This is a genomic window from Pseudoalteromonas sp. H71 (assembly GCF_001468485.1).
Classification (GTDB): Bacteria; Pseudomonadota; Gammaproteobacteria; order Enterobacterales; family Alteromonadaceae; genus Pseudoalteromonas.
Genome location: NZ_LODI01000015.1, coordinates 22564 through 46315 on the forward strand (window position 1 = coordinate 22564; position 23752 = coordinate 46315).

Here is a 23752-nt window from a genome sequence, read left to right on the forward strand (position 1 = left end):
GGTGCTGCACGTGTTATGGCTCGTCAAAATTGGGCCGATATTTCAACGTCAGAAACCTTCGGTTCATTAACCGGCGGTCGTGGCACAGGTAGCCGTGGTAATCCAAACTTAGCACCCACTATTTCAAATCAGTTTGATTTGTCATGGGAATGGTATTACAACGAGGCATCAATGCTATCGATTGCTTACTTTGCTAAAGACTTAAGCTCATTGCGCTCTACCGTTACCGTAACAGAAGATCGTTATGATCAAGAAAACGAAGTATTTGTTCCTGTTGATTTTGCACAGCCGGGTAATGGGCTAGGTGGCACAATTCAAGGTATTGAGCTGGGACTACAACATGATTTTGGTGGTTTTGGTGTATCAGCGAACTATACATACACAGATGCAAGTACTGATGAGCAGCGCGATACAAATCAGGTTGGAAGTGGCTTAGTCGAAGGGACATCGAAAAATATGCTTAACTTAATGGCATATTACGAAAACGACGATTACCAAGCGCGCATTATGTATAACTACCGAAGCGACTGGTATAAAGGTCTTCACTTTAATGGTGATGAGCTTTTCAATGACGCCTTTGGCCAGTGGGATGCAAGCGCCTCTTATAATGTAAATGAATACGTAACGCTTACTTTAGAAGCGGTTAACTTAACAGATGAAGAAATTGTTGAGTACAACACGAATGAAGAACGCATTATGTCTATTTACTCTAATGGACGCCGTTATGTGGCAGGTATTCGTGTTAACTTTTAAGTTAATATGAATAAGCATTTCAAAAGCCGAGTTTAGCTCGGCTTTTGGTTATTAATTACCTTGATACAGATTATGGTCTTTAATTATGCGTGCTTTAAAACAGGTCGCAACTTGGCATAATGTAACTCCAGCTATGTTTAAAAACGACATAGCACCACTAGCCGAGCCCGCTATTTTAAAAGGATTGATAAGTGATTGGCCGTTAGTAAAGCAAGTAACTAGCTGCACAGGCGAGAACCCTCATGCTTGGCTTAACATGTTAAGCGAGCATTATGTGGGTGGCAGTGTTCGAATGGCTGAAATACCGCGAAGTGAATCACCTCAGTTTTTTTATAACAAAGCGCGTGATGGATTTAACTTTACCCGCAAAGTTGCACCTTTTATGCAATTTATGCAGGTGTTATTACAAAATGCAGAGTTAATAAAGGTGGGTAATAACGCTGGTGCTGTTGCTATTCAAAGTGCCCCAGTTGTTGATTATTTTAATGACCTTGCAACAACTCACACTATGGCATTATTTGCAGATAAACCACAGCCGCGATTTTGGCTGGGTAATCAGTCAACGGTGGTGGCTCATTATGATGATGCAGAAAATATTGCCTGCGTAATTGCTGGTGAGCGCAAGGTTACTTTATTTGCACCGCATCAAATAACAAATTTGTATGTAGGCTCTATTGAGCATACGCCAGCGGGTGCGCCAGTTTCAATGGTGGATTTAAATAATCCCGATTTTGAAAAATTCCCCAAGTTTAAGCAAGCACTCAATGAGGCACTTGTCGCTCAGCTACAACCGGGGGATGCATTATATATTCCTACCTTGTGGTGGCATCATGTAGAGGCATTAAGTCCTATAAATATGATGATGAATTATTGGTCGGGCGGGTCTATTGCAAAGAGCAGCGAACCCGTGCCAATGGATGCATTATTGTTATCAATTATGGCCATTAGAGATTTACCCACAGCTCAAAAAAAAGCGTGGCAGGCTTTTTTTAACTACCATATTTTTGACTTTGAAGAGGCGCAAAATCAGCATATTCCTGAACAGCTTAAAGGAATTTTAAACCCGCTTACAAGTCAACAACGAGCGCAAGTTAAGCAGTGGCTTATCAAGCAGCTCAGTTAATAGATTAAAGGATACAGGCAATGACACTCAAATCATTACTGATAGCAGGCTGTATAGCATTGAGCTTAACAGCGTGTCAGGACACAAAAACACACAAACATAATGTTGAACTGGTTCAAGCGAGTAATAGCGCAATAGAGTCACTCGCTAATATGCTACAAATACAGTACGAACAAGTCGATAATAGACCGTCAAAATACTGCGATAAAACCATTGAAAACGGTAATTGCTTTGAAGCAAAGCTACACATTAAGGCAAGTGGTGCCGTTAATGTGGATGGGTGGAAAATTTACTTTAGTCAAATTACGCCTATTCAACAGGCTCTCAGTGATGAGTTTACTATTACTCATGTTAATGGTGACCTTCATGTAATTGAGTTAAAAGAGGCGTTTACGGGGTTTAAAGCAGGCGAAACCAAAACTATTACGTTTTATGCTAATTTTTGGTCGTTATCGCAAAGTGATGCAATCCCAAATTATATTTTGGTTAACCATAATGAGTACGCCAAGGTAATTACAAGCACTAAGCCCACTGTTGACCCTGAGACAGGTTTAGAGCTATTACCTCATGTTGTACCTTATAGTGATTACGAGCGACAATTTAAGCGTACTAAAAACGATGAAACACAATGGCTGACAGCAGAACGTTTGTTTGAGCGGAACACAAAGTATGATTTTTCACCTTATTTAACAGATGAAAATAAACAAGTAGCACAGCACATCATTCCTACTCCAACTCAGGCTACATTTAGTCAAACACAAGAGCTAGATATTAGCCAAGGCTTACGCTTTAACCTCAATGATGTAAATGAAAAAGGGGTAACTGCGGCCATTGAGCGACTTAAATTATTGGGTTTAACGACAAGTGAATCTGGTGTTGCGGTAAATCTTAATTTAACACCGACAAAAGATGGCTCACAAGGTAGTTATACATTAGCAATTAATGCCAGTGAAATAAATATAAGCGCCACTGATGAATCTGGTGTGTTTTATGCCTTGCAGAGCTTGGCGAGTTTATACCAAGTAAACAATACAACATTGCCAATAGGTCAGGTGAACGATGCTCCTCATTATGAATTTAGAGGCGTGTTGGTGGACGTGGCCCGTAACTTTCAAGACAAAGAATTTATATTAAAGTTACTTGATCAAATGGCTGCATATAAGCTTAATAAATTACACTTACATTTAGCCGATGACGAAGGTTGGCGTTTAGAAATCCCTTCTCTTGAAGAGCTTACTGATGTTGCTTCAAAACGCTGTTTTGACCTCTCAGAGCAGGAGTGTTTAATGCCACAACTTGGTGCTGGTATAGATACTTCTAGCCCGGTTAATGGTTTTTATTCAGTGGATGATTACCAAGAAATCCTTAAATTTGCGAGTGCGCGACATATTCAAGTTATTCCTTCATTAGATATGCCAGGTCATTCGCGAGCGGCTATTAAGGCTATGCAAGCTCGTTATAATAAGTACATAAAACAGGGTGATAAACAAAAAGCTGAACAGTTTTTACTTTATGATCCGCTCGATACCACCGTGTATTCTTCGGTACAGCATTACAACGATAACACCATCAATGTATGTTTAGATTCATCGTATGCGTTTATACGCGAAGTTATGGAGCAAGTTAAAATAATTCATAATGAAGCGCAGCACCCGCTAACGCGTTATCACATAGGTGCAGATGAAACAGCGGGTGCATGGGTATCGTCTCCAGCGTGTACTGAGTTTATTAAACAAAATAATTTGCCGTTTACCAAAGCTGAGCAATTAGGTAGCTACTTTATAGAGCGTGTGTCGAACATGTTAGCTGACATGAATATTGAAACAGCTGCATGGAGTGATGGCCTATCGCATACTAACCCAAATAATATGCCTAACATTGTGCAAGGTAATAGTTGGGATTTACTGATGCGGAATGGCCACCAGCGCGCACACCAATTTGCTAATCGTAATTGGCAGGTAGTGGTGTCATCACCAGATGTTTTATATTTTGATTTTCCTTATGAAGCCGATCCTCAAGAGCACGGTTATTACTGGGCTTCAAGGCATATTAATACAGAAAAAGTATTTCAATTTATGCCTGATAATTTACCCGTACACGCCGAATTTTGGTTAGACAGAGAAGATAGGCCTTACACCGCAAACGACACGGTTATAAAAAATGATGCAGGTGAAGTTGAGTTTGCACCGCTTGAAAAAGGTAAGCAATTTATTGGTATTCAAGGTCAGTTATGGAGCGAAAATACCCGTACCAATAATATGGCTGAGTATAAGCTTTTTCCTCGTTTATTATCGTTAGCACAACGCGCATGGCACAAAGCGCAATGGGCGGTGCCTTACGATCATGATGGCTTTGTTTATAGCCGAAATACGCAGCGTTTTACGTCTTCACTGAAGCAGCAGCGAGACCAACAATGGTTAACGTTTGCCGCTAGTTTAGGGCTTAAAGAGTTTAATAAGTTAGAGAGGGCAAATGTGCACTTTCGCATTGCTAACGCAGGAGCCAAAATTGAAAACGGCATGTTGTACGCTAACGTTGCTTACCCCGGTTTGCTAATAGAATATATGCAAGCCGGAGGACAATGGCAGACGTATAATGCGCCGGTAAAAGTAACTCAAGATGTGTGGGTGCGTACCAAATTGCCAGTATCTGGTCGTGTTAGTCGTACATTAAAAGTAACACAGCCGTAGCATACACACCCCTTAAATTATAAGGGGTGTAGAAACATAATTTGAATATAAATTAAATAATGACAACGCTGTCATTTGTGTTAGTATAAGATTCATCCGCTCTGGCAGCGTGTTTTATTTTGAGTGTTATGCAACACGGTCGAACAAGTAAAGAGGCAAAAATGATCACCAATACAATTAATAATGAACTCTTTGTTGGGATCGATGGGGGCGGCACTAAATGTAAAGCAATTATCGTTAACAGCGCGAATGAAATTTTAGGAACGGGTATTGCTGGGCCAGGAAACCCTTTACATGGATTTACACAGGCCATTAATTCTATAGAGCAGTCAGCTCAATTGGCTCTTAATGATGCAGGTTTAAGTGAAACCCCTTTATCTTACTTAGTGGCGGGTGTGGGGTTGGCGGGTGTTAACTTACCAAGCCTACATAAACAAATGATGCATTGGAAAAGCCCCTTCAAAACAATGTATTTAACTACCGATTTACTTATTGCTTGTATGGGTGCACATCAAGGTGATGATGGTGCAGTGATAATTGCTGGTACGGGTTCGTGTGGTTTTTCATATGTTAAAGGACAGTCTTTTATGATTGGCGGACATGGCTTTCCGCATGGCGATAAAGGAAGTGGTGCATGGATTGGTTTTACAGCATGCCAAAACGTGTTGTTGAGCTTAGATAAGCTAATGCCTAATAACACGCTGACTGAATGTATTTTAAAGTATTTATCGGTCAATGATGCCATGGAGTTAGTCGAAATTATTGCAAATAAACCGGCTGCATTTTTTGCTCAATTAGCCGGGTGTGTATTTCAGTCAGCTGCGGCAAACGACGATATTGCTATTAGTATTTTAAAAGAAAGCGGTGCCTATTTGAGTGACATTGCTCGTCAATTATTAGCCAAAAAATCACCAAGATTATCTTTTATAGGTGGATTGTCTTCGGTTATGACGCCTTGGCTAGACATAGATATTCAAGGTGTTTTATCTGCGCCTTTATCATCACCCGAAATGGGATCAGTACTTTACGCGAAACAACAGCAAGTTAACTACAGCAGTCAGGAGTTATGATGTATCACACATTAATGGAAAAAGAAGCGGCGCAAACGCCCGAAGTCATTAAACAGCAAATTCTTGCTAATCAGCCTCTAGTAGAAAAAATTGGCCAAAAACTACGTGATATTGCGCCTAAAATGGTGATGATCATCGGCCGTGGTTCGTCAGATCATGCTGGAGTATTTGGTAAATATTTAATAGAAATTGAAGCCGGTATCCCTGTTAGTTCAGCGGCGCCGTCGGTTGCCAGTGTGTACGGTAAAACACTGAAACTTGATAGTGCATTGGTGATTGTTATTTCTCAATCAGGACGAAGCCCAGATATTATTGCCCAAGCTAAAATGGCAAAAGAAGCTGGCGCTTACTGTATTGCACTGGTAAATGACGAGGCGTCACCGTTAAAAGACATTGTTGATGACTTTATTGGGCTTAAAGCGGGAGATGAAATATCGGTTGCGGCGACTAAAAGTTATTTATCTACGCTGTCAGCTTTAGTGCATTTAGTTGCTAATTGGACTCAAAATAATGAATTATTACAAGGGTTAAAGCAGTTACCTGAAGCATTAGATGCAATCATTGACTCACCAATACAACTTCAGCCAGACGCATTTTTGCCTGTTAAAAACATGGTTGTATTAGCACGCGGTTTAGGGTTTTCAGTCTCTAAAGAAATGGCATTAAAACTTAAAGAAGTGTGTGCTATTCATGCAGAGGCATTTAGTAGTGCAGAATTTTTACACGGCCCCGTTACGTTAGTTGAACAAGGTTTGGTGATTTTAAACTGCGCGGTAGAAGATGAAACCGCATACTCTCACCAGCAGCAAATAGCAGACGTAACCCAGCGCGGCGCTCACATTATCAACCTTACTCAAAATGGAATTGCAGTGCACCCACGTTTAGCGCCGTTTTTAGTGTTGCAGCGTTTTTATTTAGATATTGCCAAAGTGGCAGTTAAGCGAGGCTTTAACCCCGACGAGCCCAAAGGGCTTAAAAAAGTAACAAGGACATTATAAATGTCAGTTCAACGTATTTTTGTTGCTACGCTGTTTGATGGTGATCAGTTTTTAAAAGAAAAAGTGCTTACAATTGACGCGGGTGTTATTACCGCTATTGATGATAATACTAATAATGTAGATGAAACCTTATCAGGCTTAGTTACCCCTGGGTTTATAGATTTACAGGTAAATGGTGGTGGAGGTGTATTGTTTAACCGAGCACGCAGTGCATCAGAGGTTAAACGAATGCTTATGGCTCACGCTAAGTATGGCACAACAGCCATGCTGCCTACTTTAATTACCGATACAGTTGAAGTTATGCGCCAAGCGGCTGATGTAATAGCCGATGCGATTGTTAAACACACACCTGGCATTTTGGGCATTCACTTTGAAGGACCGCATTTATCTATAGCTAAAAAAGGGGCACATAGCGAAGAATTTATTCGTCCGATTTCAGATGATGAGTGGCAAGTTTTATCGCGCAAAGATATAGGCAAAGTGGTGGTTACATTAGCCCCTGAAAATGTACTACCTAGTGATATTACTCAAATGCGTGAGTTAGGCATACATGTTTGCTTGGGCCATACAAATGCGTGTTTTGAGCAGGCACAACGAGCCGTTGATGCTGGCGCTACAGGATTTACACATTTATACAACGCCATGTCGCCTTTGCAAGGGCGTGAGCCAGGCGTTGTGGGGTGTGCTTTGCTAAATGATAATACCTATTGTGGCTTAATAGTTGATGGTCATCATGTTGATTATGCTGCATGCCAAGTAGCACTGAAAGCTAAACCTAAAGGGCGTGTGTTTTTAGTGACCGATGCAATGCCACCGGTAGGTACAAACGAAACTGAATTTGCTTTTTTCGATCGAACAGTAACACTTAACCAAGGCAAGTTAACCTCAACAACGGGGGAGCTTGCAGGCTCAGTACTTGATATGGCAACGGCTGTAAAAAATAGCGTAGAGCATTTACAGTTGCCACTATCAGAAGCACTAAAAATGGCATCTTTATACCCAGCACAGTATATTAACTTACCCACAACACATGGAAGGTTAATTGTTGGCAGCCCTGCTAATTTTGTTCAACTCGATACACACCAACAGGTTATAAGCACGTGGATTGGTGGTGAACAGCTTTTTTAAAAAACGATAATAAATATAAATAAAGGAAAAATAACATGACAACAAATGTTATGGATACACCTAAAAGCAGTAGCATGCTGCCCATGGCTATTGTGGCAGTATTATTTTTTATACTGGGGTTTGCAACGTGGCTAAATGGCTCACTAATGCCTTATTTAAGCCAAATATTAAAGTTAACGCCATTTCAGGGATCGTTAATTTTATTTTCGTTTTATATAGCGGTGACTTTTACAGCATTGCCATCGGCAGTGTTAATTAAAAAAGTTGGTTACAAAAACGGTATGGCGATGGGCATGGGGTTAATGATGATTGCCGGCTTGTTATTTATTCCTGCTGCGATGTCGCAAGTTTTTCCTTTATTTTTGCTAGCACAGCTAGTGATGGGCGCAGGACAAACATTGCTTCAAACTGCCGTTAATCCTTATGTTGTAAGGCTTGGGCCAGAAGAGTCTGCAGCGGTTCGCATTAGTATTATGGGCATACTCAATAAAGGGGCGGGGGTTATTTCTCCTTTAGTGTTTACCGCGTTAATTTTAAGTAATTTTACAGATACAGTAGGCACTGAGCTTAGCCAGCAACAAGTTGATGATATGGCAAATGGTCTTATTCTTCCTTATTTAGGTATGGCACTATTTATTGGACTATTAGCGTTTGCCGTTAAAAAATCACCATTACCCGAACTTATTACTGACGATGCTGAGCAAACAAGTAGCAACAGTGAAATACGCGAAACTTTATCTCACCCTAACTTAGTTTTTGGGGCGATTGCCATTTTTTTATATGTTGCAGTAGAAGTTATTGCTGGCGATACCATTGGCACTTTTGCGCTTTCTCTTGGCGTTGCTAATTATAGTGTGATGACTTCCTACACCATGATCTTTATGGTGTTTGGCTATATTTTGGGTATTTTGCTTATTCCCAAATTTATAACTCAACAAACAGCCCTCACACTATCAGCCGTATTAGGTATTGCTATTACCTTGTGCATTTTATTAATTGATGCGCAGTCGTTTATTATTGCCAACGCATTGTTAATACCATTAGGTGGCGCTAACTTACCCGATGTATTACTACTTATAGCTTTTTTAGGCTTAGCAAACGCCATTGTTTGGCCCGCGGTATTTCCACTTGCGTTGTCGGGGCTTGGAAAACTAACAAGCACAGGCTCTGCACTGTTAGTAATGGGTATAGCAGGCGGTGCATTTGGTCCGGTGTTATGGGGTTTATTGAGCGGCTTTACCTCGCTACAAACTGGCTACTCTGTATTGTTACCTTGTTACTTATTTATATTATTTTACGCCGTAAAAGGCCATAAAATGAAAAAGCAATAACGTCCACCAGCTACACTAACTCCAGTGCACTTTGCAATATAAAGTGCACTGATGATTAACGAACCTGAGCTTTGGCGAGGGATAGATTTATTACCCACAGTTCAAGTTAACTATTACACGTTAACTTAAGCGCGTTACTTTTAGTTTTATCCTGCCAGCATTTGCCCCATAAAAACGGCTTAAATCGTTAGCGAAAGGGCAAAACTCGCCCGATTTAGTCATGGTTATATCTGCTCCTTGCGCTATTTCAAATAAGGCTCTGTCACTTTTATCAATGGCGCCAATTAAAGCAAACCAATCAGCATTTGGCTTGCGCCTAAAAGGCTCCAGTAATGCCATAGGTATTTCTTTTACGCCAAGTTGCACGTTATCACGATGCCACCCTTTGGGTGTACACTTTATGCCGTCGTCAAACCAATATTGCTCAGGGTATGGGGTAAAGCGATAGGTTGCACCTTGCTCAAGCATCAAACCCGTACTGTTATAAAACTCACTCGCAAATACCACCACATCTTGGCTTTGGCCAATACTTAATACGCTCATATTTTGGTTGGCAAGCGTAATGTGCGCACTTAAGCCGGTAAAACTTAATGTAGAGTCGTCACTGTAGCTAATTTTGTATGTTAGCTTTTTAAGTGACTCAGGACGGTAGCTGGTGAGCTTATTAATTCTTGTAGCCACACTGTGGTGTATAAGGGGCTCTATAGTGCTTACCTCATTATCAACCAGTACAATGCATTCTCTATCTACCAGTTTAAAGAGCGAATTAAACCAAAAGTAGTTTTGTTGGTGGCTAAGTGCAAGTGGATCTGGGATCACAGTAACATCGTCTTGTGCAATTAAATTACTCGTTGGTAGGAGTGTTTCGTAATTTATCTCGTGACTTGTTAACAATGAAATAGCTAACGGTTGCTCAATTAACCACTCAAGTGCATAACGTAAGCAAATATCGGCTAATCCGTCGCGGTAATAACCACCCCCTATATCTGAATGGGCGCCTGCAAACCACAGTTCAGTAATGTTATTTTGATGGTTCATTAGCGTGGGCTCAAACGCACGGCGTTTTTCATCAAGCGCAACACAATGCAGCGCCGCGGTTATATTGTGTGCAATTGTGTGGTTTTCAAAAATAACATGCTCTGCGCCGCGTGTCGCTTTACTTACTTTAGAAAGCCCAATAGAGGCAACGGTATCAAACACACATAAATAAACATGCTCGCTGATAAGGCTTTCTAAACATTTTGCAAAGCGTCTAGCTAGGGCTGCACCTCGGCTAAAACCAGTAAGCAGCACAGTGTCGCCTAGTTGGTAATGTGCTTTAAAGTCGTTAATTGCTTGATTCAAAATGCTAGCAACATCGTCACCGCGCGGTGCTAAAGTTTGATTTAAAATGCGCTTTAAGCGGCTACCTTTAGTGCCAATGCCCTGATAATAAAAACTAAGCTGGTTTGTAAATGGAGTGGTGGGGAAGTCATCAAGTTTGCCACCTAATAATAAATGCAGCTTGAGGATGTTAGAAATACTAGTGTCTTCTTTAAAATGGTCTGAGTTAAATTGCTCTGCGTCGCGAGGCTCGCCCCCGGTACCATCAAAATTAAAAATTAGCGTTTTGCCCGTCATTGCCTATTTCCCTCAGTAGTTTGTATAAATTTATATGGGAATTGTGAAAAATCAAAGACAGCGGTAATAAATATTTATTAAACGTGTTTATTACCGCCTTAAGCTTTTTATTAATGTAATTTCATTTTAGGGCGCACTACACGCAGGACTTTTTCGCTTATCCATAACGCAAAGGTTTTTGCGCTGCCATGAATGGCGCGTTGGTGCATGCGATAAAGCGATATATACATAAAGCGGGCTATGCGCCCTTCTATAAAAAAGGTGTTGCTGGTTAAGTTACCCATTAAATTACCTACCGTGCTGTAGCGCGATAAGTTAACTAACGAGCCATGATCGCTATATTTAAAGCTACACAAAGGTTGTTGTTTTAAAGTGGCAATGAGGTTTTTTTCAACACATAGCGCCATTTGATGCGCCGATTGCGCGCGCGGTGGAACGAGCTTTCCGTCTTCTTGAGTAAAAGCGCAGCAGTCGCCCAGTACAAATATACTCTCATCGACGGTGCTTTGTAAAAACTCATTAACTTGAATTTGGTTGTTACGGGTAAGCTCAAAAACGCCTAAGTCTTTAATAAAGTCTGGCGCTTTTACGCCTGCAGCCCACACCATAATATCGGCATTAATGTGTTCATCGCCTTTGGTTATAAAGCCTTGTTCCGTGGCTTCCTTCACTTGTGTTTGCTCGCGTACGTTTACACCCAATTTGAGTAGCTCACGTTTGGCGCTTACGGCAATTCGCTCTGTTAATGCGGGCAAAATACGTGGCCCTGCTTCAATTAAATGAATGTGCAAACGCTTAGACGACATATTTGTAAGTCCATATAGCTTTAACAGCTCAGATACATGATACAGCTCCGCTGATAGCTCAACACCGGTAGCTCCTCCGCCAACAATTGCAATATCAAGAGACTGTTGCTGGTTATCGTCTTGGTGTAGGCGAGTAAAGCTATCGAGCAATGAATGCTGAAAACGTTCCGCTTGTTGATTTGAGTCTAAAAAGTAGCAGTGCTCTTTTATGCCAGGTGTATTAAAGTCGTTACTTACACTGCCAATAGCAATAATAAGATGATCGTAACGTACAGTGCGCTTGGGTAAAATAGTGTGTCCAAGTTCGTCAAAAAGAGGGGCGAGAGTGATGGTTTTATTACTTTGGTCGAGATTACAAAAGGTACCAAGTTGAAAGTTATAATGATGTTTTGCGGCATGGGCAGAGTAAACTACGCCATCTAAATCGGGGTCAATAGAGCCTGTTGCAACCTCGTGCAATAGCGGCTTCCATATATGGGTGCGGTTTTTATCAATGAGTAGTATTTCGGCGTGTTTTTTCTTCCCTAGTTTATGCCCTAACTGAGTTGCAAGCTCTAATCCACCTGCGCCACCGCCAATAACGACGATTTTAGGTTTGGTTATATTCATGACTATGACCTTAAAAATAATATACCCAAGCGATCTGTTTAATTATTTTAAAATGACTTGGGTATCAAAAACTATTTTGGCAAAGCACACGTTTATGGGACTATAGTGTGCGCCTAATTAAAGGAGATGTCAGCATTAAATCATGTTATTTACTGTATACTAACTTGCAAATACTTCATCTTGGCTGCGCTTTTTGTTTTAGCCCTGTGTTTACATCGCCTAAAAGGAAATTTTTATGAATACGCCGTTATTACAATCACTTGAGCAGCATTTTGGCTTTTCACAATTTAGAACTGGGCAACAGCAAACCATAGAGCAACTTTTAAATGGGCAGTCGTCATTGGCTATATTTCCCACAGGGTCGGGTAAGTCGTTATGTTATCAGCTAACGGCTTTACATTTACCTCATTTAACCTTAGTGGTATCGCCTTTACTTGCATTGATGAAAGATCAAATAAGCTTTTTAAATAGTAAAGGCATTTATGCTGCAAGCCTTGACTCAAGCCAAGATCAAATGCAAAGCAGCACGGTAATGAACGACGTGCGCAGTGGTAAAGTAAAAGTATTAATGGTCTCGGTTGAGCGCTTTAAAAACGAGCGCTTTAGAGAGTTTATAAGCCAAGTTGCGCTTTCTATGTTGGTGGTAGACGAAGCGCACTGTATCTCTGAATGGGGCCATAACTTTAGACCCGATTACTTAAAACTACCGCGCTACCGTGATGAGCTAAATATTCCACTGGTATTATTGCTAACCGCCACAGCCACTAAAAAAGTAAAGCGTGACATGGCTGAGCGTTTTAATATATCGCCTGAGTGTATTGTACAAACCGGCTTTTACCGCGCAAACCTCGATTTAAGTGTGCTAAGTGTAAAAACAGCTGATAAAAACACCGAACTTACTAACATAGTGCGTGCGCAAACTGGCCCCGGTATTGTGTATGTCACACTACAACAAAGTGCAGAGCAAGTTGCCAATATATTAAGCGCGCAGGGTTTGCAAGCGGTGGCGTATCATGCAGGGCTTGAAGATACGCTTCGCGGGCAAATTCAAGACGATTTCATGGCGGGCAAAATTAACGTTGTTGTGGCAACAATAGCCTTTGGCATGGGAGTTGATAAATCAGATATTCGCTTTGTTATTCATTACGATTTACCTAAATCTATAGAAAACTACAGCCAAGAAATTGGCCGTGCAGGGCGTGATGGCAACCCTTCAAATTGTTATACATTGGCTAATTTAGATGGTCTAAACACAGTAGAGAATTTTGTGTACGGCGACACCCCCGAGCTTAGTGGTATTGAGCACGTTATTAACGATATTCGCCAAAGCCAACAGCAATGGGAAATGCAAGAGTACAGCCTTTCGAGCGAGAGTAATATTAGGCAGCTAGCGCTTAAGACTTTGCTGGTACAACTAGAAATGCAAGGTGCAATAACGCCGCAGTACGCCTATTACGCCGATTTTAAATACAAGTTTTTGGTTGATAAAAACGAATTGCTTAGCCAGTTTGACGAGCAACGCCAAGCCTTTTTATCGCAAATATTTAGCCACACCGATTTTAAAAAAATATGGGGCACGCTTAATTTTGACACCCTTACCCAAGCCGCGCAGGTTGACCGTAAACGCGTAGTGGCTGCACTTGACTATCTAGCCGAAAAAAACCTTATTACTCTTGAAACTAAACGTATTACCCAAGTATATAAGGTGCATGGTGAGGTTATAAATAACCCAGAGCTTGCCGCGCAACTGCACCATTACTTTGTTGACAAAGAACAGGCTGAGATTAAACGAATTGCTGCGTTAGTGCGCTTTTTTGAACTGCAAACGTGCTTGAGTTATAACTTAGCGCGCTATTTTGACGATCAAAATGCGCCAGCGCAATGCGGGCATTGTAGTGTATGCCGTGGTAATGCTGTAAAGCTTGAGTATTCAATAGAACCTGCTCACATTGCCGATGATGTTGTTTATCAAAAAGTGGATGAGTTTTTAGCGCATATGGCAACAAAAGGTATTCACAGTGTAGGTATTGAAACGCAGTGCCGCTTTTTAGCCGGCATGAGTGTCCCGTTGTTTGCCCGAAATAAAGTGCGTCAACTAGGTGGCTTTGCACTGTGCGAGCAGCAGCGCTATAGCGAAATTAAAGCAACACTGCTTGCAAGATAGTATTGAAATGATGACCAAACTCGCATAATTATAAAAATGTTAAATTTTTGTTTGTTTTTTCAGCGTTTAACTATACTCAACATGACTATGAAGGTCATATAAAAATGAGGTGAACGATGAAACTGCAAAAATTGATGCTGTTAGGAGTGTTTATTTCAGGGACTAGTTACGCTGAAATTAACATTTCAGGCTTTGCAAGTATTAACGCTGGTAAAGTACTAAGTGGAAGTGGTGTGCCGCAATACGGTGTTGAGCCAACTTTTTTGGCTGACTACCCTAATGTGAGTGGCTATACAGAAGATTTATCTTTCTCGCCTGAGTCGTTAATTGGCATACAAGTGTCGGGGGACCTTGGTGAAGGCTTATCTGTCACAGGTCAAATTGTTGCCCGAGGTGTAAACGATTTTGATGCTAATTTTGAGTGGGCATATATTTCGTATGAAATTAACGATAATTGGACGGTTCAAGCGGGTAAAAAACGTTTGCCTCTTTTTTATTACTCAGACTTTTTTGACGTAGGTTACGCATATGTATGGATGCGGGCACCTGCCGACAATTATACATGGCAAGTATTTAACTATGAGGGCGTAAACCTTCTTTATTCTGGCTCGATTGGAGAGTGGGGAGTGTCGGCTAATGTATATGCTGGTAAAGAAGATGATGACGACAACAAATTGCTATCAGACTTTTTCTTTCAAGAGCCTACCCGAGAAATTTGGGAAGATATGCTAGGTGGGGTACTTTCGTTAAGCCATGATTGGCTTGAAGTGAGAGTAACGCACATGCAATACACTAATAAACGTTTTCGTTCTGGTGAGCCTGTTTTATGGGATGGAAAAGATAGCCGTGATGGTAAATTTTATGGTTTAGCAGCCAATTTTGATTTTGGCGATTTTTTTGTACTAAGTGAACTTAACCGTTTAGACCTGGATGGAAACCTAGACACCTATATGATCAGTGCGGGATACCGGTTTGATGCAATTACACCTTATGTGATGTTTTCAGATTTTGAGCAAGAAGGTGAAGGTGATACTGAAAGCCATAATACCTTTGCGGTGGGGGTTCGTTGGGATTTTCATCCTTCAGCGGCACTCAAAATGCAGTACGATAGAGTCAAAGATGATTCATTCGATTTAGCGGTAGCGGGTGATAGTAAGGCAATCACGCTTGGTGTTGATGTTGTATTTTAAGAGGAATTAAAAATGAAAAAATTAATGTTATGTGTACTGTTTTTGTTTAGCAACGTTGCCTTTGCTGATTTTGCTATTATTGTACATCCGTCAAACGAGAGTAGCTTTGATGAATCCGTTATTAGTCGAATCTATACAGGAAAAGAAAAGTCGTTTAGTAATGGCAATACGATCATTCCAATTTCACAAGATTCAAAAAACCCGACTACCGAGCAGTTTAATAGTAAGTTGCTTAATAAAAGCGCCTCACAGTTAAGAGCTTATTGGTCAAAGCTTATTTTTACGGGAAAAGGTACACCACCAAAAGAGCTAGAAAATGACGCTGAGGTGATCAAAATGGTTGCAGCTAACCCAAATACGATTGGGTTTGTTTCGGCATCTACCGTGTCTGATGATGTTAAAGTAGTATTAACCTTTTAATTTAACACTAAAACCAAACAATAAAGCGTGCTAAATAGCAGCACGCTTTATTTTACTGTATTTGTTCATCATTAAAATTAACTAGCGCGTTTAGCGTGCTCGTGTATCCTATCTTATGTGTTTCTTTTATTTAAGCCACCATGCCACATACCGTTATTCCAAGTAAAACAATTGCATCTACGCCAGAGCCTATTACATGTGCCAATTGCCAAGCGTGTTGCTGTCAATTAGAAGTGCGTATAGTAACCGACACCGGTGTCCCTTTTAATTTTATTGAATACGACAAATGGGGCAGTGGAGTAATGAAACGCGCTGATGATGGCTGGTGCGAAGCACTCGATCGTAACACGCTAATGTGCTCTATTTACGAGAACCGCCCTTTGGTATGCCGCGAGTTTGAAATGGCATCGGGTGAGTGTATTACCGAACGTGAGTTAGCGGGAATATAGTTTGCACTATAAAAAAGGGGCTCATTGCCCCTTAAGTCTATCTGTGTTTTGTAATTGCAATGTATTAGTCGTACTTTGCTTCAAGCTCTTGTGATGTATGAAACTTTTCGTGACTTTGTAATTGCTCGTCGTATTTTACGAGATTTTTAAAGTGGCCTAGCTGACCAGAGTTTTTAACAATTTCAACAATAAACGACATAATAAAATCGGCACCGGTTAGAGTGTCGCCAACTAAATAACGTTTACCTTCTAGACGGTCGTTAAAGTAGCTAATAACTTTAACGGTTTCGGCATCAGCGTATCCTTCTAAAAACTGTGTTTTAGCGCCATCTTTAAGTACAAACATTTTAAGTAGTAGTGGTAAAATTGCAGAGCTTTCTGCAAAGTGAAGCCATTGCTGATAATCAACGTATTCAGCAGTACCTGCTTTTGGCGCAAATTTACCATTACCGTATTTAGTAATTAAGTAATCGGTGATGGCGCCGGATTCAGTAACAATCAAACCATTGTCTTCGATAACAGGCGACTTACCTAATTGGTGCACTTTTTTTAGTTCGTCAGGCGCTAAAAAAGTTTCTGTATTGCGCTGGTAGGCAACAATTTCGTAATCAACATCTAGCTCTTCTAAAAGCCAAATAATACGTTTAGAACGCGATTTATTTAAATGGTGTAGTTTTATCATGTCAGTCCTTGTTGGCGTTACTGCATAAGCAGTAACGCTTAGTAAAATTTAAAGAGGCTCGTTAATTTTAACCACGGTTTTGCCAAAGTTTTTACCACTAAGCATGTCGTTAAATGCGCTTACAGTGTTTTCAATACCTTCTACCATGTGCTCGCGGTATTGTACTTTGCCATCTTGTAGCCATTTTTGCATGTCTTGTGCAAATTCGTCGTAGCGGTGGCCGTAGTCGTCAAAAATTATAAAGCCTTGCATTTTAATACGTTTAGTAAGCAATTGCCCCATAAGCATACCTAAGCGATCTGGCCCCTCAGGTAAGCTTGTTGCGTTATACTGCGATACTAAACCACACAATGGTACACGTGCTGCGGTATTAAGTAGGGGTAATACGGCGTCGAATACTTTACCGCCCACATTTTCGTAATAAACATCTATGCCGTTATCACAGGCTTTTTCTAGTTGCTCTGCAAAGTCATCGGCTTTGTGATCAATACAGGCATCAAACCCTAGTTTTTCAACAGCATGGGCACATTTTTTGCTGCCACCAGCAACGCCAACTACTTTACAGCCTTTAATTTTAGCTATTTGACCAACGGTTGCGCCCACTGGCCCTGTTGCGGCGGCGACGACTACCGTTTCGCCTTCTTTAGGCGCACCAATGTCAAGTAAGCCCATGTAAGCCGTAAAGCCAGGCATACCCATAATGCCAAGCGCATAAGACGGATTTGCAGGTTCTTTGCCTAATTGCATTAAGCCCTCGCCATTGGTAATGGCGTAGTCTTGCCAACCAGTGTAGGCAAGCACCCATTCGCCTTCACTAAATTTATCGTTTTTAGACTCTTCTACTTGGCACACTGTAGCGCCAACCATTACATCGCCCACGTTTACCGGATCAGCATACGACTTTGCATCGTTCATACGGCCACGCATGTATGGGTCAAGTGAAAGGTAAATAGTGCGCAGCAGCACTTCGCCATCTTTAAGCGCTGGTAGGTTTACTGTTTTAAGTTCAAAATTTTCATCGTTCGGGGCGCCATGTGGGCGTGATGCTAAAGTAAGTTGACGACTAGTTGCAGACATAAAATCTCCTTTTGAATATGAACCCACTTAACGAATGTGTATGCGTTTAATAACCTAATTGGCATAAACAATAATGCGCGCTAAGTAGTCTATGTATGTACAAATTTGTACCTTATAGCAGGAGTTTTGGGCGGGGGGCTGCTAATTCAAGCTTTGCAGAGTATTTATTCTAAACAATTTATTTTAGCTTGCTAAATATATGACTATTATAAAAAACGCCGTCTTTATAAATGGCGTGTTTGAGAGTGGCCTCGGCTTCAAAACCACATTTAGTCAGTGCCTTTATAGAGCCAATATTGCCAGCAAATACAGCACCAAAAATACGGTTTAGATTTGAGTTTTTAAAGGCTTCATCGCAAATTTGTGTAATAGCGAGTGTTATTATTCCTTGCCTCCAAAAGTGACTATTAAGCCAATAGCCTATTTCGCCACTGCGGTTGTATTCAAATTCTCCTGGGGTGATACCTATACAACCTGCAAATTGCCCATTAACAACTATGGCTTTAATTATACCATTTTTTGAGCCTTGGTTTATCCACCAATCCGCATCAGCTTGAGTGTATGGAAATGGAATTTTAGACGATAAAAAGCGTGTCACCAGCCCATCGTTTAAGGTTTTAATAATATGCGGGGCATCGTGCGGTTGAAAATCTCTTAGGGTGATCATTGTTTTAATTAAGTGTCTGTTGCATACAGGTCAAGTTAGCAAGCAATTAGAGATTGCACAATCACAAAGATTAACCGTTTACGCCTATAACTTTGTTTTAAAGTACTCTAATATAAGCAAAATATGATACCTGTTTAAGATACTTTTATGCATCCACACATAGCCGCCCTTTATAATAGTGCCCAAAAGCCAAGCCGTTTAATTATAGGTTTAATGAGTGGTACCTCGTTAGATGGGCTCGATGTCGCTTTATGTAAGGTAAGCGGTGCAGGCTTAAACACGCATATTGAAATACTAAATTTCACTACCGTTGACTATAACAACGAGTATAAAAGCAAAATAAAGCAGGTATTTGCAAAACGAGAGTGCGATTTAGAACTTGTAACCTTATTACACCCGTGGGTGGGTAAACTCCACGGCGACATGGTTAATCAGTGCTTACATATTTGGCAGGTAAATCCGGCAAGCATTGATGTTATAGCCAGTCACGGGCAAACCATTTACCACTGCCCACAGTCGCAACATAATCATAAAAGCTTTACTAATGGCACATTACAAATTGGCGATAGCGACCAAATAGCCGTTACTACCGGTATTACAACCATTGGTGATTTTAGGCAAAAGCACATAGCCGCAGGGGGCGAAGGCGCACCGCTTGCGGTTTATGGTGATTACTTGTTTTTTTCAAGCCTTGTTGAAAACCGTATTTTGCTTAATATGGGGGGTATTGCTAACTTAACATTTTTACCCAAGTGCGGTGATGCTAGCGCGGTATTTAGCTCCGATATTGGCCCGGGTAATACAATAATGGATGCCTACGTACAAAAGTATTTTGAGGGGATGCATTTTGACGACGGTGCAAAAATAGCAAAAGCAGGTAGGGTGAATACACCTTTGCTAAATGCGTTATGCACTGATGACTTTTTTAATTTAAGTATGCCTAAAACAACTGGGCCAGAAGTATTTAATTTAGCGTATTTAAAAGCGGCTCAAGCACTCTCCAATACACAGGATTTAACTCATCAAGATGTAATGGCAACACTCAATGCATTTAGTGCTAATGTAATAAGTGCTGCAATAAAAGAGTGCGCTAAAAACAAGGGAAATTGTGTGGTATATGCCAGTGGCGGCGGAATACATAACCCGTTATTAATGGAACAGCTTTTAACTCTTTGCCCAGAGGTTAAGGCATTTAAAAATACTCAAGTTTTGGGAATCGATCCCGATGCAAAAGAAGCCGTGTTGTTTGCCATTTTAGCAAACGAATGCCTAGCAGGTGAAAAACAACATTTTAAAGGCTGTTCACAAGGTATTGCGGGAGTAACGATGGGGAAAATAAGCTTTCCCGATTAAGCTTTCTCGATCAAACCGTTTTAAAATAACGATAAAAAGGTTGAGCCTACCCCTGCAAAATATCGGCGCAACCCTTGTGGTTTTGATTGCTCGATATTGATGAGTGGCGCGTTATAGCCTCCCTCAAAGGCGTTAATATTCATATCAAACTGAAGGCTATTTTTTAAGGTGGCGTATTTTCCATGCAACATTAGCTGCATTACAAAACATTGGCTGTGGGTGATTTTGTTTAAAGTAAGGTTAACGTAACCACGCTCTAAATCAGCTTGCGTAATAATGTTTTCAGTAAAGTACTGAGCACCACGGGCACTTGGATGTGTTGCGCTAAGCGAAATAACATCGCCTTCATGTACCGCATCGGGTAAATCGCATTGCAGCGTGATTGCATGAAGCGCATTAGCTTGTACCGAAAGGTTTTCGTATTCCATGGTGTGGCTCATTGCCGCAGACATCGGGTCATCAAGTGATTGCAGTGCAAATGTTAATTGCACTAGAGGTGTGGTCATTTTACTTCGTCTTCTTACAACAGTATCAGTTTATCGAGTAGAAATTATCCACCATCAACATTACAGAATTATGACTATTGTACGAAATCGTATAATTATTGAGTAGTTTGATCAAAAGCGATCTTAACTAACCAGAGCTTCAGTTAACTATTAAGGTCTGTTGAGTTTTCAAGATTGAATTTACACCAGTTTGTTTGGTATTTAGGTAAGGCAAAGCCAATTTAGTTTATTCTCCATAAATTGGCGATAACGTCGCTTTATTGCGAAACAGGCGCTGTCCAATGGGGCTCGTAGGGGCTATTTACGCTTATTTGCCTTCATGGGTTTAGGTGGGGGCGTGAGCAGGACGCGGAAGTTTACTCGGTTTTTATTTATTATTACATGCATGTAAACCAGTAAAATAAATTAGGAGCCGATATCAAGCACACTAGGTTACAAACCTCGAGCCGCTATTAAATAGCCCCTAGTTTGAACAAAATTTAATCTACAAAGATCAACAGACCCTAGTTTAAGATCGACTTATGTTTTTTTACTGTTTCGGCAGAGTGAATATTTTCTTTAAATTTTAGACAAGTTTATTGGAAATAAAATTTTACGATATGAACTCTTTATTCACTCAATACTAAACATTGGGTATAGTTGTTTAAACTCTTCTTTATAAAGTAACTTTATGTTAAAAAAATTAATTTTATTGTGTGCGTTAAGCGTACCACTTGCAGCATGTGCGGATGATGTTGCGCCATTTTCGGGCGAGATAAGTACACAAGCACTATTAAGCGACTACGATAAATTTAACGAACAATACAACGCATTTACGCCAACCGAACAAGATATTGCCTTAATGCAAAAGCTAGAAGGTAAGGAGCTAGTTGTATTATTTGGTACTTGGTGCCACGACAGCCATCGCGAAGTGCCAAAGCTGATTAAGTTAATTGATGAATCTAAGGTAGAGCTTGCAAGTATTGACTACGTGGCAGTGGGTTACAACAAACGCGATGATGCCGGAATAGCCGAGGCGCACGACTTGCAGTACACGCCTACGTTTATAGTAAAAGACGATGGTAAAGAGTTAGTTCGGGTAATTGAAAAGCCAACCGGAACATTAGCAGAAGATTTAACGCAGGGCTTGTAAGGTCTACCTTTATGTTATAGCCATTCAGTTAGTGGCTATGAAGCTTGGCTTTTTTGATTTGTTGCTAATCATAGGCAGATATTTAGCGTCGGTTTGTTAAACGTTATGCGAACATCAACCAGTAATTTTATTTAAAATTAATAGGGATATTTATGAAGTGTAAAAAGTGTAAATCAGGGATTACCTCACCAGTAGTTAAAACAATAAATATTGATAGTACGCCAATAAAATCATCAACGTGCCCTGTATGTGGTGAGAATTTAGATGGTTCAAAAAGGTATTGGGTTACATTAATTATTTTACTTATAGTTATTGGTGTGGCATCAAGGTACTTTTCTTGAGTTTGGTTATATTAACCAAATATGTAAATAAGCAAGGCATTAGCTTTGTTCATTAATTGCTTATTTTATCCGACTCATTTTAGTCTTTTATTTAAAAGTGAAGTGACTTATGAAGTTAATGAGCTCTGAAAAAATTCAATTGTGGTTCTTGGTTAATGCCAACAAACTATATGTAGCTGCAGCTATTTTTGGTGCTATTTTTATTTTAATTTGGGGAGATGCTTCCCAATGGGAATACGAGGAAGATAAAAATCACTTCAGCACTTTTTTTTCATCCATTGATAGCCGAATTAGTTTTGTAAGGCATGGTTATTCAGGTACCAGTTTAAGAGTTGTTTTAAACTTTGATGCTGAAGGGCTCACTTTGAATGAAATCGAAAGTATAACCCCAAAATATAAACACTTGATTCTTGAACTAATTTGTAATGACTTAGAGAGTTTAGAAATTCTAGAAGACGGCTACTATTTTGATGTGGATTTTAGGGATATTAGTTCCGAACATATGTTTAAAAACTATTTTAATTTAATAGTTAAGCATGAAAGGTGTGCTACCTAACGCAAGAGAGTTTTAGCTCAGCTAACAGGCACGAGAAAAACTAAAGAGCTCAAATTTCGACTTAACATATTGAACTTTATCTCAATTTGCTAATGGTGCCTTAATTCTCACATTGTGAGTACTATTCACTAAACAGGTTTTTTTCGAATGCTTGCGCAGCATGCGAAGAGGGTCTGTCTTTATAATGCAGTTGGTATAGCGGCCGAGAGAGTTGCTCGTTATTTTTTGGCTCAGGCGTGTTAATTTGCCTAGCTGCACTAAATCTTCTGTGACTACATTTGGCAATAAAGCGACCCCCATACCTTGAGCAACAGCCCTTGCTATGGCTTCGTTGCTGCCTAATTGCATACTTTGCTCAGCTTGTACGCCATGCTCTGCTAATAACTTAACCGACATTTCTAGAGTGCCAGAGCCCGGCTCGCGCAGTAGCCAAAACTGCTTGTTTAACCACGTTTTTAAGTTTTTAGTGGGCTTAAAGTTGCTCGGTATTACTACACTCATTAAATCGTTTTGCCAGTGCTTACTTATGATATGTGATTCGGTCGGGGTGCCCTCAACCAGTGCTAAATCGATAGTGCACTCTAGCAATGCGTGCTCAATTTGCGCAGTATTAGCCACTTGCACTTCTACTTTTATGTGTGGGTATTGCGCGCAAAACTTAGCTAAATAAGGCGGGAGCCAATAACTGGCAATAGTGGTGCTGGTGCCAATAACGAGCGTGCCGCGCTTAAGCCCAGTGCGTGATTTAATATCGTCAAGGGCGGCTTTTTCGATAGCAAAAATACTGCGGGCGTGATCATACAAGGCTTGGCCGCCTTCGCTTAAGGTGAGCTTTTTACCTTTAGATGCACGTTCAATAAGTTGAATATTTAACTGATGCTCTAGCTCTTTTAGCGCTTTAGAAACAGCGGGCTGGCTTATAAAAAGTGCCTCGGCTGCGCCTGAAAAGCTACCGAGCTTAGCCACCGTATAAAACACCCTAAGTGCATGTAAGTTCATTGTATAACCTTAAATTGCATAACTCTAAATTATATAACTTAAAGTTATCAAATGATGATTTTAATGTATTGGAGTTATATTTTGAGGT

Annotated in this window: 20 protein-coding genes and 1 pseudogene; 14 read left to right on the forward strand and 7 right to left on the reverse strand. The window is 40.5% G+C overall.

From position 1 onward, the window contains the following. The 7 genes from ATS71_RS18965 to nagP all read left to right on the forward strand — a co-directional run. Positions 1-753, forward strand: a 753-nt coding sequence (locus tag ATS71_RS18965; protein ID WP_235591450.1) for a TonB-dependent receptor domain-containing protein, incomplete at its 5' end; no start/stop codon positions are given. An 85-nt stretch (positions 754-838) separates the two neighbouring features. Then, positions 839-1876, forward strand: coding sequence for a cupin-like domain-containing protein (locus ATS71_RS09115; protein ID WP_058404549.1), 1038 nt, complete (start codon positions 839-841; stop codon positions 1874-1876). A gap of 20 nt (positions 1877-1896) precedes the next feature. Continuing rightward, positions 1897-4566: a family 20 glycosylhydrolase gene (locus ATS71_RS09120; RefSeq protein ID WP_058404550.1), complete on the forward strand. Its 2670-nt coding sequence runs from the start codon at positions 1897-1899 to the stop codon at positions 4564-4566. 161 nt (positions 4567-4727) lie between these two features. Continuing rightward, on the forward strand, positions 4728-5636 hold the full coding sequence (gene nagK / locus ATS71_RS09125) for an N-acetylglucosamine kinase (protein ID WP_058404551.1): 909 nt from the start codon (positions 4728-4730) through the stop codon (positions 5634-5636). Beyond that, the gene (gene nagB-II, locus ATS71_RS09130; protein WP_058404552.1) at positions 5636-6634 is read left to right on the forward strand and encodes a glucosamine-6-phosphate deaminase NagB-II; all 999 of its coding nucleotides are present in this window, start codon (positions 5636-5638) and stop codon (positions 6632-6634) included. Before nagK ends, nagB-II begins: the two co-directional genes overlap by 1 nt. Continuing rightward, a complete protein-coding gene (gene nagA, locus ATS71_RS09135) occupies positions 6635-7762 on the forward strand; it encodes an N-acetylglucosamine-6-phosphate deacetylase (RefSeq protein WP_058404553.1) in 1128 nt (375 codons plus the stop codon). Positions 7763-7797: 35 nt separating this feature from the next. Continuing rightward, positions 7798-9093, forward strand: coding sequence for an N-acetylglucosamine MFS transporter NagP (gene nagP, locus ATS71_RS09140; protein ID WP_058404554.1), 1296 nt, complete (start codon positions 7798-7800; stop codon positions 9091-9093). Positions 9094-9213: 120 nt separating this feature from the next. Here nagP and ATS71_RS09145 read toward each other — a convergent pair whose 3' ends face one another. Together ATS71_RS09145 and ATS71_RS09150 are read right to left on the reverse strand one after the other, a co-directional pair. Next, positions 9214-10713, reverse strand: coding sequence for a phospholipase effector Tle1 domain-containing protein (locus ATS71_RS09145; RefSeq protein ID WP_058404555.1), 1500 nt, complete (start codon positions 10711-10713; stop codon positions 9214-9216). Between the two features lie 110 nt (positions 10714-10823). After that, a complete protein-coding gene (locus ATS71_RS09150) occupies positions 10824-12128 on the reverse strand; it encodes an NAD(P)/FAD-dependent oxidoreductase (protein WP_058404556.1) in 1305 nt (434 codons plus the stop codon). Positions 12129-12363: 235 nt separating this feature from the next. Here ATS71_RS09150 and ATS71_RS09155 point away from each other — a divergent pair, with 235 nt between their 5' ends. The 4 genes from ATS71_RS09155 to ATS71_RS09170 all read left to right on the forward strand — a co-directional run bounded on the left by ATS71_RS09155 (position 12364) and on the right by ATS71_RS09170 (position 16351). Beyond that, positions 12364-14292 (forward strand): RecQ family ATP-dependent DNA helicase, encoded by a 1929-nt coding sequence (locus tag ATS71_RS09155; protein ID WP_058404557.1) that lies wholly within the window; start codon positions 12364-12366, stop codon positions 14290-14292. 116 nt (positions 14293-14408) lie between these two features. Continuing rightward, a complete protein-coding gene (locus tag ATS71_RS09160) occupies positions 14409-15482 on the forward strand; it encodes a porin (protein ID WP_058404558.1) in 1074 nt (357 codons plus the stop codon). A gap of 12 nt (positions 15483-15494) precedes the next feature. Beyond that, the gene (locus ATS71_RS09165; protein ID WP_058404559.1) at positions 15495-15902 is read left to right on the forward strand and encodes a phosphate ABC transporter substrate-binding protein; all 408 of its coding nucleotides are present in this window, start codon (positions 15495-15497) and stop codon (positions 15900-15902) included. Between the two features lie 140 nt (positions 15903-16042). After that, a complete protein-coding gene (locus tag ATS71_RS09170) occupies positions 16043-16351 on the forward strand; it encodes a YkgJ family cysteine cluster protein (RefSeq protein ID WP_058404560.1) in 309 nt (102 codons plus the stop codon). Between the two features lie 64 nt (positions 16352-16415). Here ATS71_RS09170 and ATS71_RS09175 read toward each other — a convergent pair whose 3' ends face one another. The 3 genes from ATS71_RS09175 to ATS71_RS09185 form a co-directional block, all read right to left on the reverse strand. After that, a complete protein-coding gene (locus ATS71_RS09175) occupies positions 16416-17033 on the reverse strand; it encodes a glutathione S-transferase family protein (protein WP_058404561.1) in 618 nt (205 codons plus the stop codon). Between the two features lie 48 nt (positions 17034-17081). Beyond that, positions 17082-18110: an NADP-dependent oxidoreductase gene (locus tag ATS71_RS09180; protein ID WP_058404562.1), complete on the reverse strand. Its 1029-nt coding sequence runs from the start codon at positions 18108-18110 to the stop codon at positions 17082-17084. Positions 18111-18288: 178 nt separating this feature from the next. Beyond that, on the reverse strand, positions 18289-18777 hold the full coding sequence (locus ATS71_RS09185; protein WP_058404563.1) for a GNAT family N-acetyltransferase: 489 nt from the start codon (positions 18775-18777) through the stop codon (positions 18289-18291). 147 nt (positions 18778-18924) lie between these two features. Here ATS71_RS09185 and ATS71_RS09190 point away from each other — a divergent pair, with 147 nt between their 5' ends. Then, positions 18925-20130, forward strand: a complete 1206-nt coding sequence (locus ATS71_RS09190) for an anhydro-N-acetylmuramic acid kinase (protein ID WP_058404564.1) — start codon at positions 18925-18927, stop codon at positions 20128-20130. 20 nt (positions 20131-20150) lie between these two features. Here ATS71_RS09190 and ATS71_RS09195 read toward each other — a convergent pair whose 3' ends face one another. After that, complete coding sequence (locus ATS71_RS09195; protein ID WP_058404565.1) at positions 20151-20636, reverse strand: hypothetical protein; 486 nt, start codon at positions 20634-20636, stop codon at positions 20151-20153. Between the two features lie 670 nt (positions 20637-21306). Here ATS71_RS09195 and ATS71_RS09200 point away from each other — a divergent pair. Next, positions 21307-21768 carry a thioredoxin family protein gene (locus ATS71_RS09200; RefSeq protein ID WP_058404566.1) on the forward strand — a complete coding sequence of 154 codons (462 nt, stop codon included), beginning with the start codon at positions 21307-21309 and terminating at the stop codon, positions 21766-21768. Between the two features lie 459 nt (positions 21769-22227). After that, positions 22228-22665 carry a hypothetical protein gene (locus ATS71_RS09210; RefSeq protein WP_235591451.1) on the forward strand — a complete coding sequence of 146 codons (438 nt, stop codon included), beginning with the start codon at positions 22228-22230 and terminating at the stop codon, positions 22663-22665. A gap of 121 nt (positions 22666-22786) precedes the next feature. On the opposite strand, the pseudogene ATS71_RS09215 reads toward ATS71_RS09210, so the two are convergent. After that, positions 22787-23664: pseudogene (locus tag ATS71_RS09215) on the reverse strand (LysR family transcriptional regulator). Between the last annotated feature and the right edge of the window lie 88 nt (positions 23665-23752).

Coding starts and splice junctions, on each gene's coding strand:
- ATS71_RS09145 (WP_058404555.1), bottom strand. CDS start 10,713: ATGACGGGCAAAACGCTAATTTTTAATTTTGATGGTACCGGGGGCGAG.
- ATS71_RS09175 (WP_058404561.1), bottom strand. CDS start 17,033: ATGATAAAACTACACCATTTAAATAAATCGCGTTCTAAACGTATTATT.
- ATS71_RS09195 (WP_058404565.1), bottom strand. CDS start 20,636: ATGACCACACCTCTAGTGCAATTAACATTTGCACTGCAATCACTTGAT.
- ATS71_RS09115 (WP_058404549.1), top strand. CDS start 839: ATGCGTGCTTTAAAACAGGTCGCAACTTGGCATAATGTAACTCCAGCT.
- ATS71_RS09165 (WP_058404559.1), top strand. CDS start 15,495: ATGAAAAAATTAATGTTATGTGTACTGTTTTTGTTTAGCAACGTTGCC.
- ATS71_RS09120 (WP_058404550.1), top strand. CDS start 1,897: ATGACACTCAAATCATTACTGATAGCAGGCTGTATAGCATTGAGCTTA.
- ATS71_RS09210 (WP_235591451.1), top strand. CDS start 22,228: ATGAGCTCTGAAAAAATTCAATTGTGGTTCTTGGTTAATGCCAACAAA.
- ATS71_RS09190 (WP_058404564.1), top strand. CDS start 18,925: ATGCATCCACACATAGCCGCCCTTTATAATAGTGCCCAAAAGCCAAGC.
- ATS71_RS09185 (WP_058404563.1), bottom strand. CDS start 18,777: ATGATCACCCTAAGAGATTTTCAACCGCACGATGCCCCGCATATTATT.
- nagP (WP_058404554.1), top strand. CDS start 7,798: ATGACAACAAATGTTATGGATACACCTAAAAGCAGTAGCATGCTGCCC.
- ATS71_RS09200 (WP_058404566.1), top strand. CDS start 21,307: ATGTTAAAAAAATTAATTTTATTGTGTGCGTTAAGCGTACCACTTGCA.
- ATS71_RS09160 (WP_058404558.1), top strand. CDS start 14,409: ATGAAACTGCAAAAATTGATGCTGTTAGGAGTGTTTATTTCAGGGACT.
- ATS71_RS09180 (WP_058404562.1), bottom strand. CDS start 18,110: ATGTCTGCAACTAGTCGTCAACTTACTTTAGCATCACGCCCACATGGC.
- nagA (WP_058404553.1), top strand. CDS start 6,635: ATGTCAGTTCAACGTATTTTTGTTGCTACGCTGTTTGATGGTGATCAG.
- ATS71_RS09170 (WP_058404560.1), top strand. CDS start 16,043: ATGCCACATACCGTTATTCCAAGTAAAACAATTGCATCTACGCCAGAG.
- ATS71_RS09150 (WP_058404556.1), bottom strand. CDS start 12,128: ATGAATATAACCAAACCTAAAATCGTCGTTATTGGCGGTGGCGCAGGT.
- ATS71_RS09155 (WP_058404557.1), top strand. CDS start 12,364: ATGAATACGCCGTTATTACAATCACTTGAGCAGCATTTTGGCTTTTCA.
- nagK (WP_058404551.1), top strand. CDS start 4,728: ATGATCACCAATACAATTAATAATGAACTCTTTGTTGGGATCGATGGG.
- nagB-II (WP_058404552.1), top strand. CDS start 5,636: ATGTATCACACATTAATGGAAAAAGAAGCGGCGCAAACGCCCGAAGTC.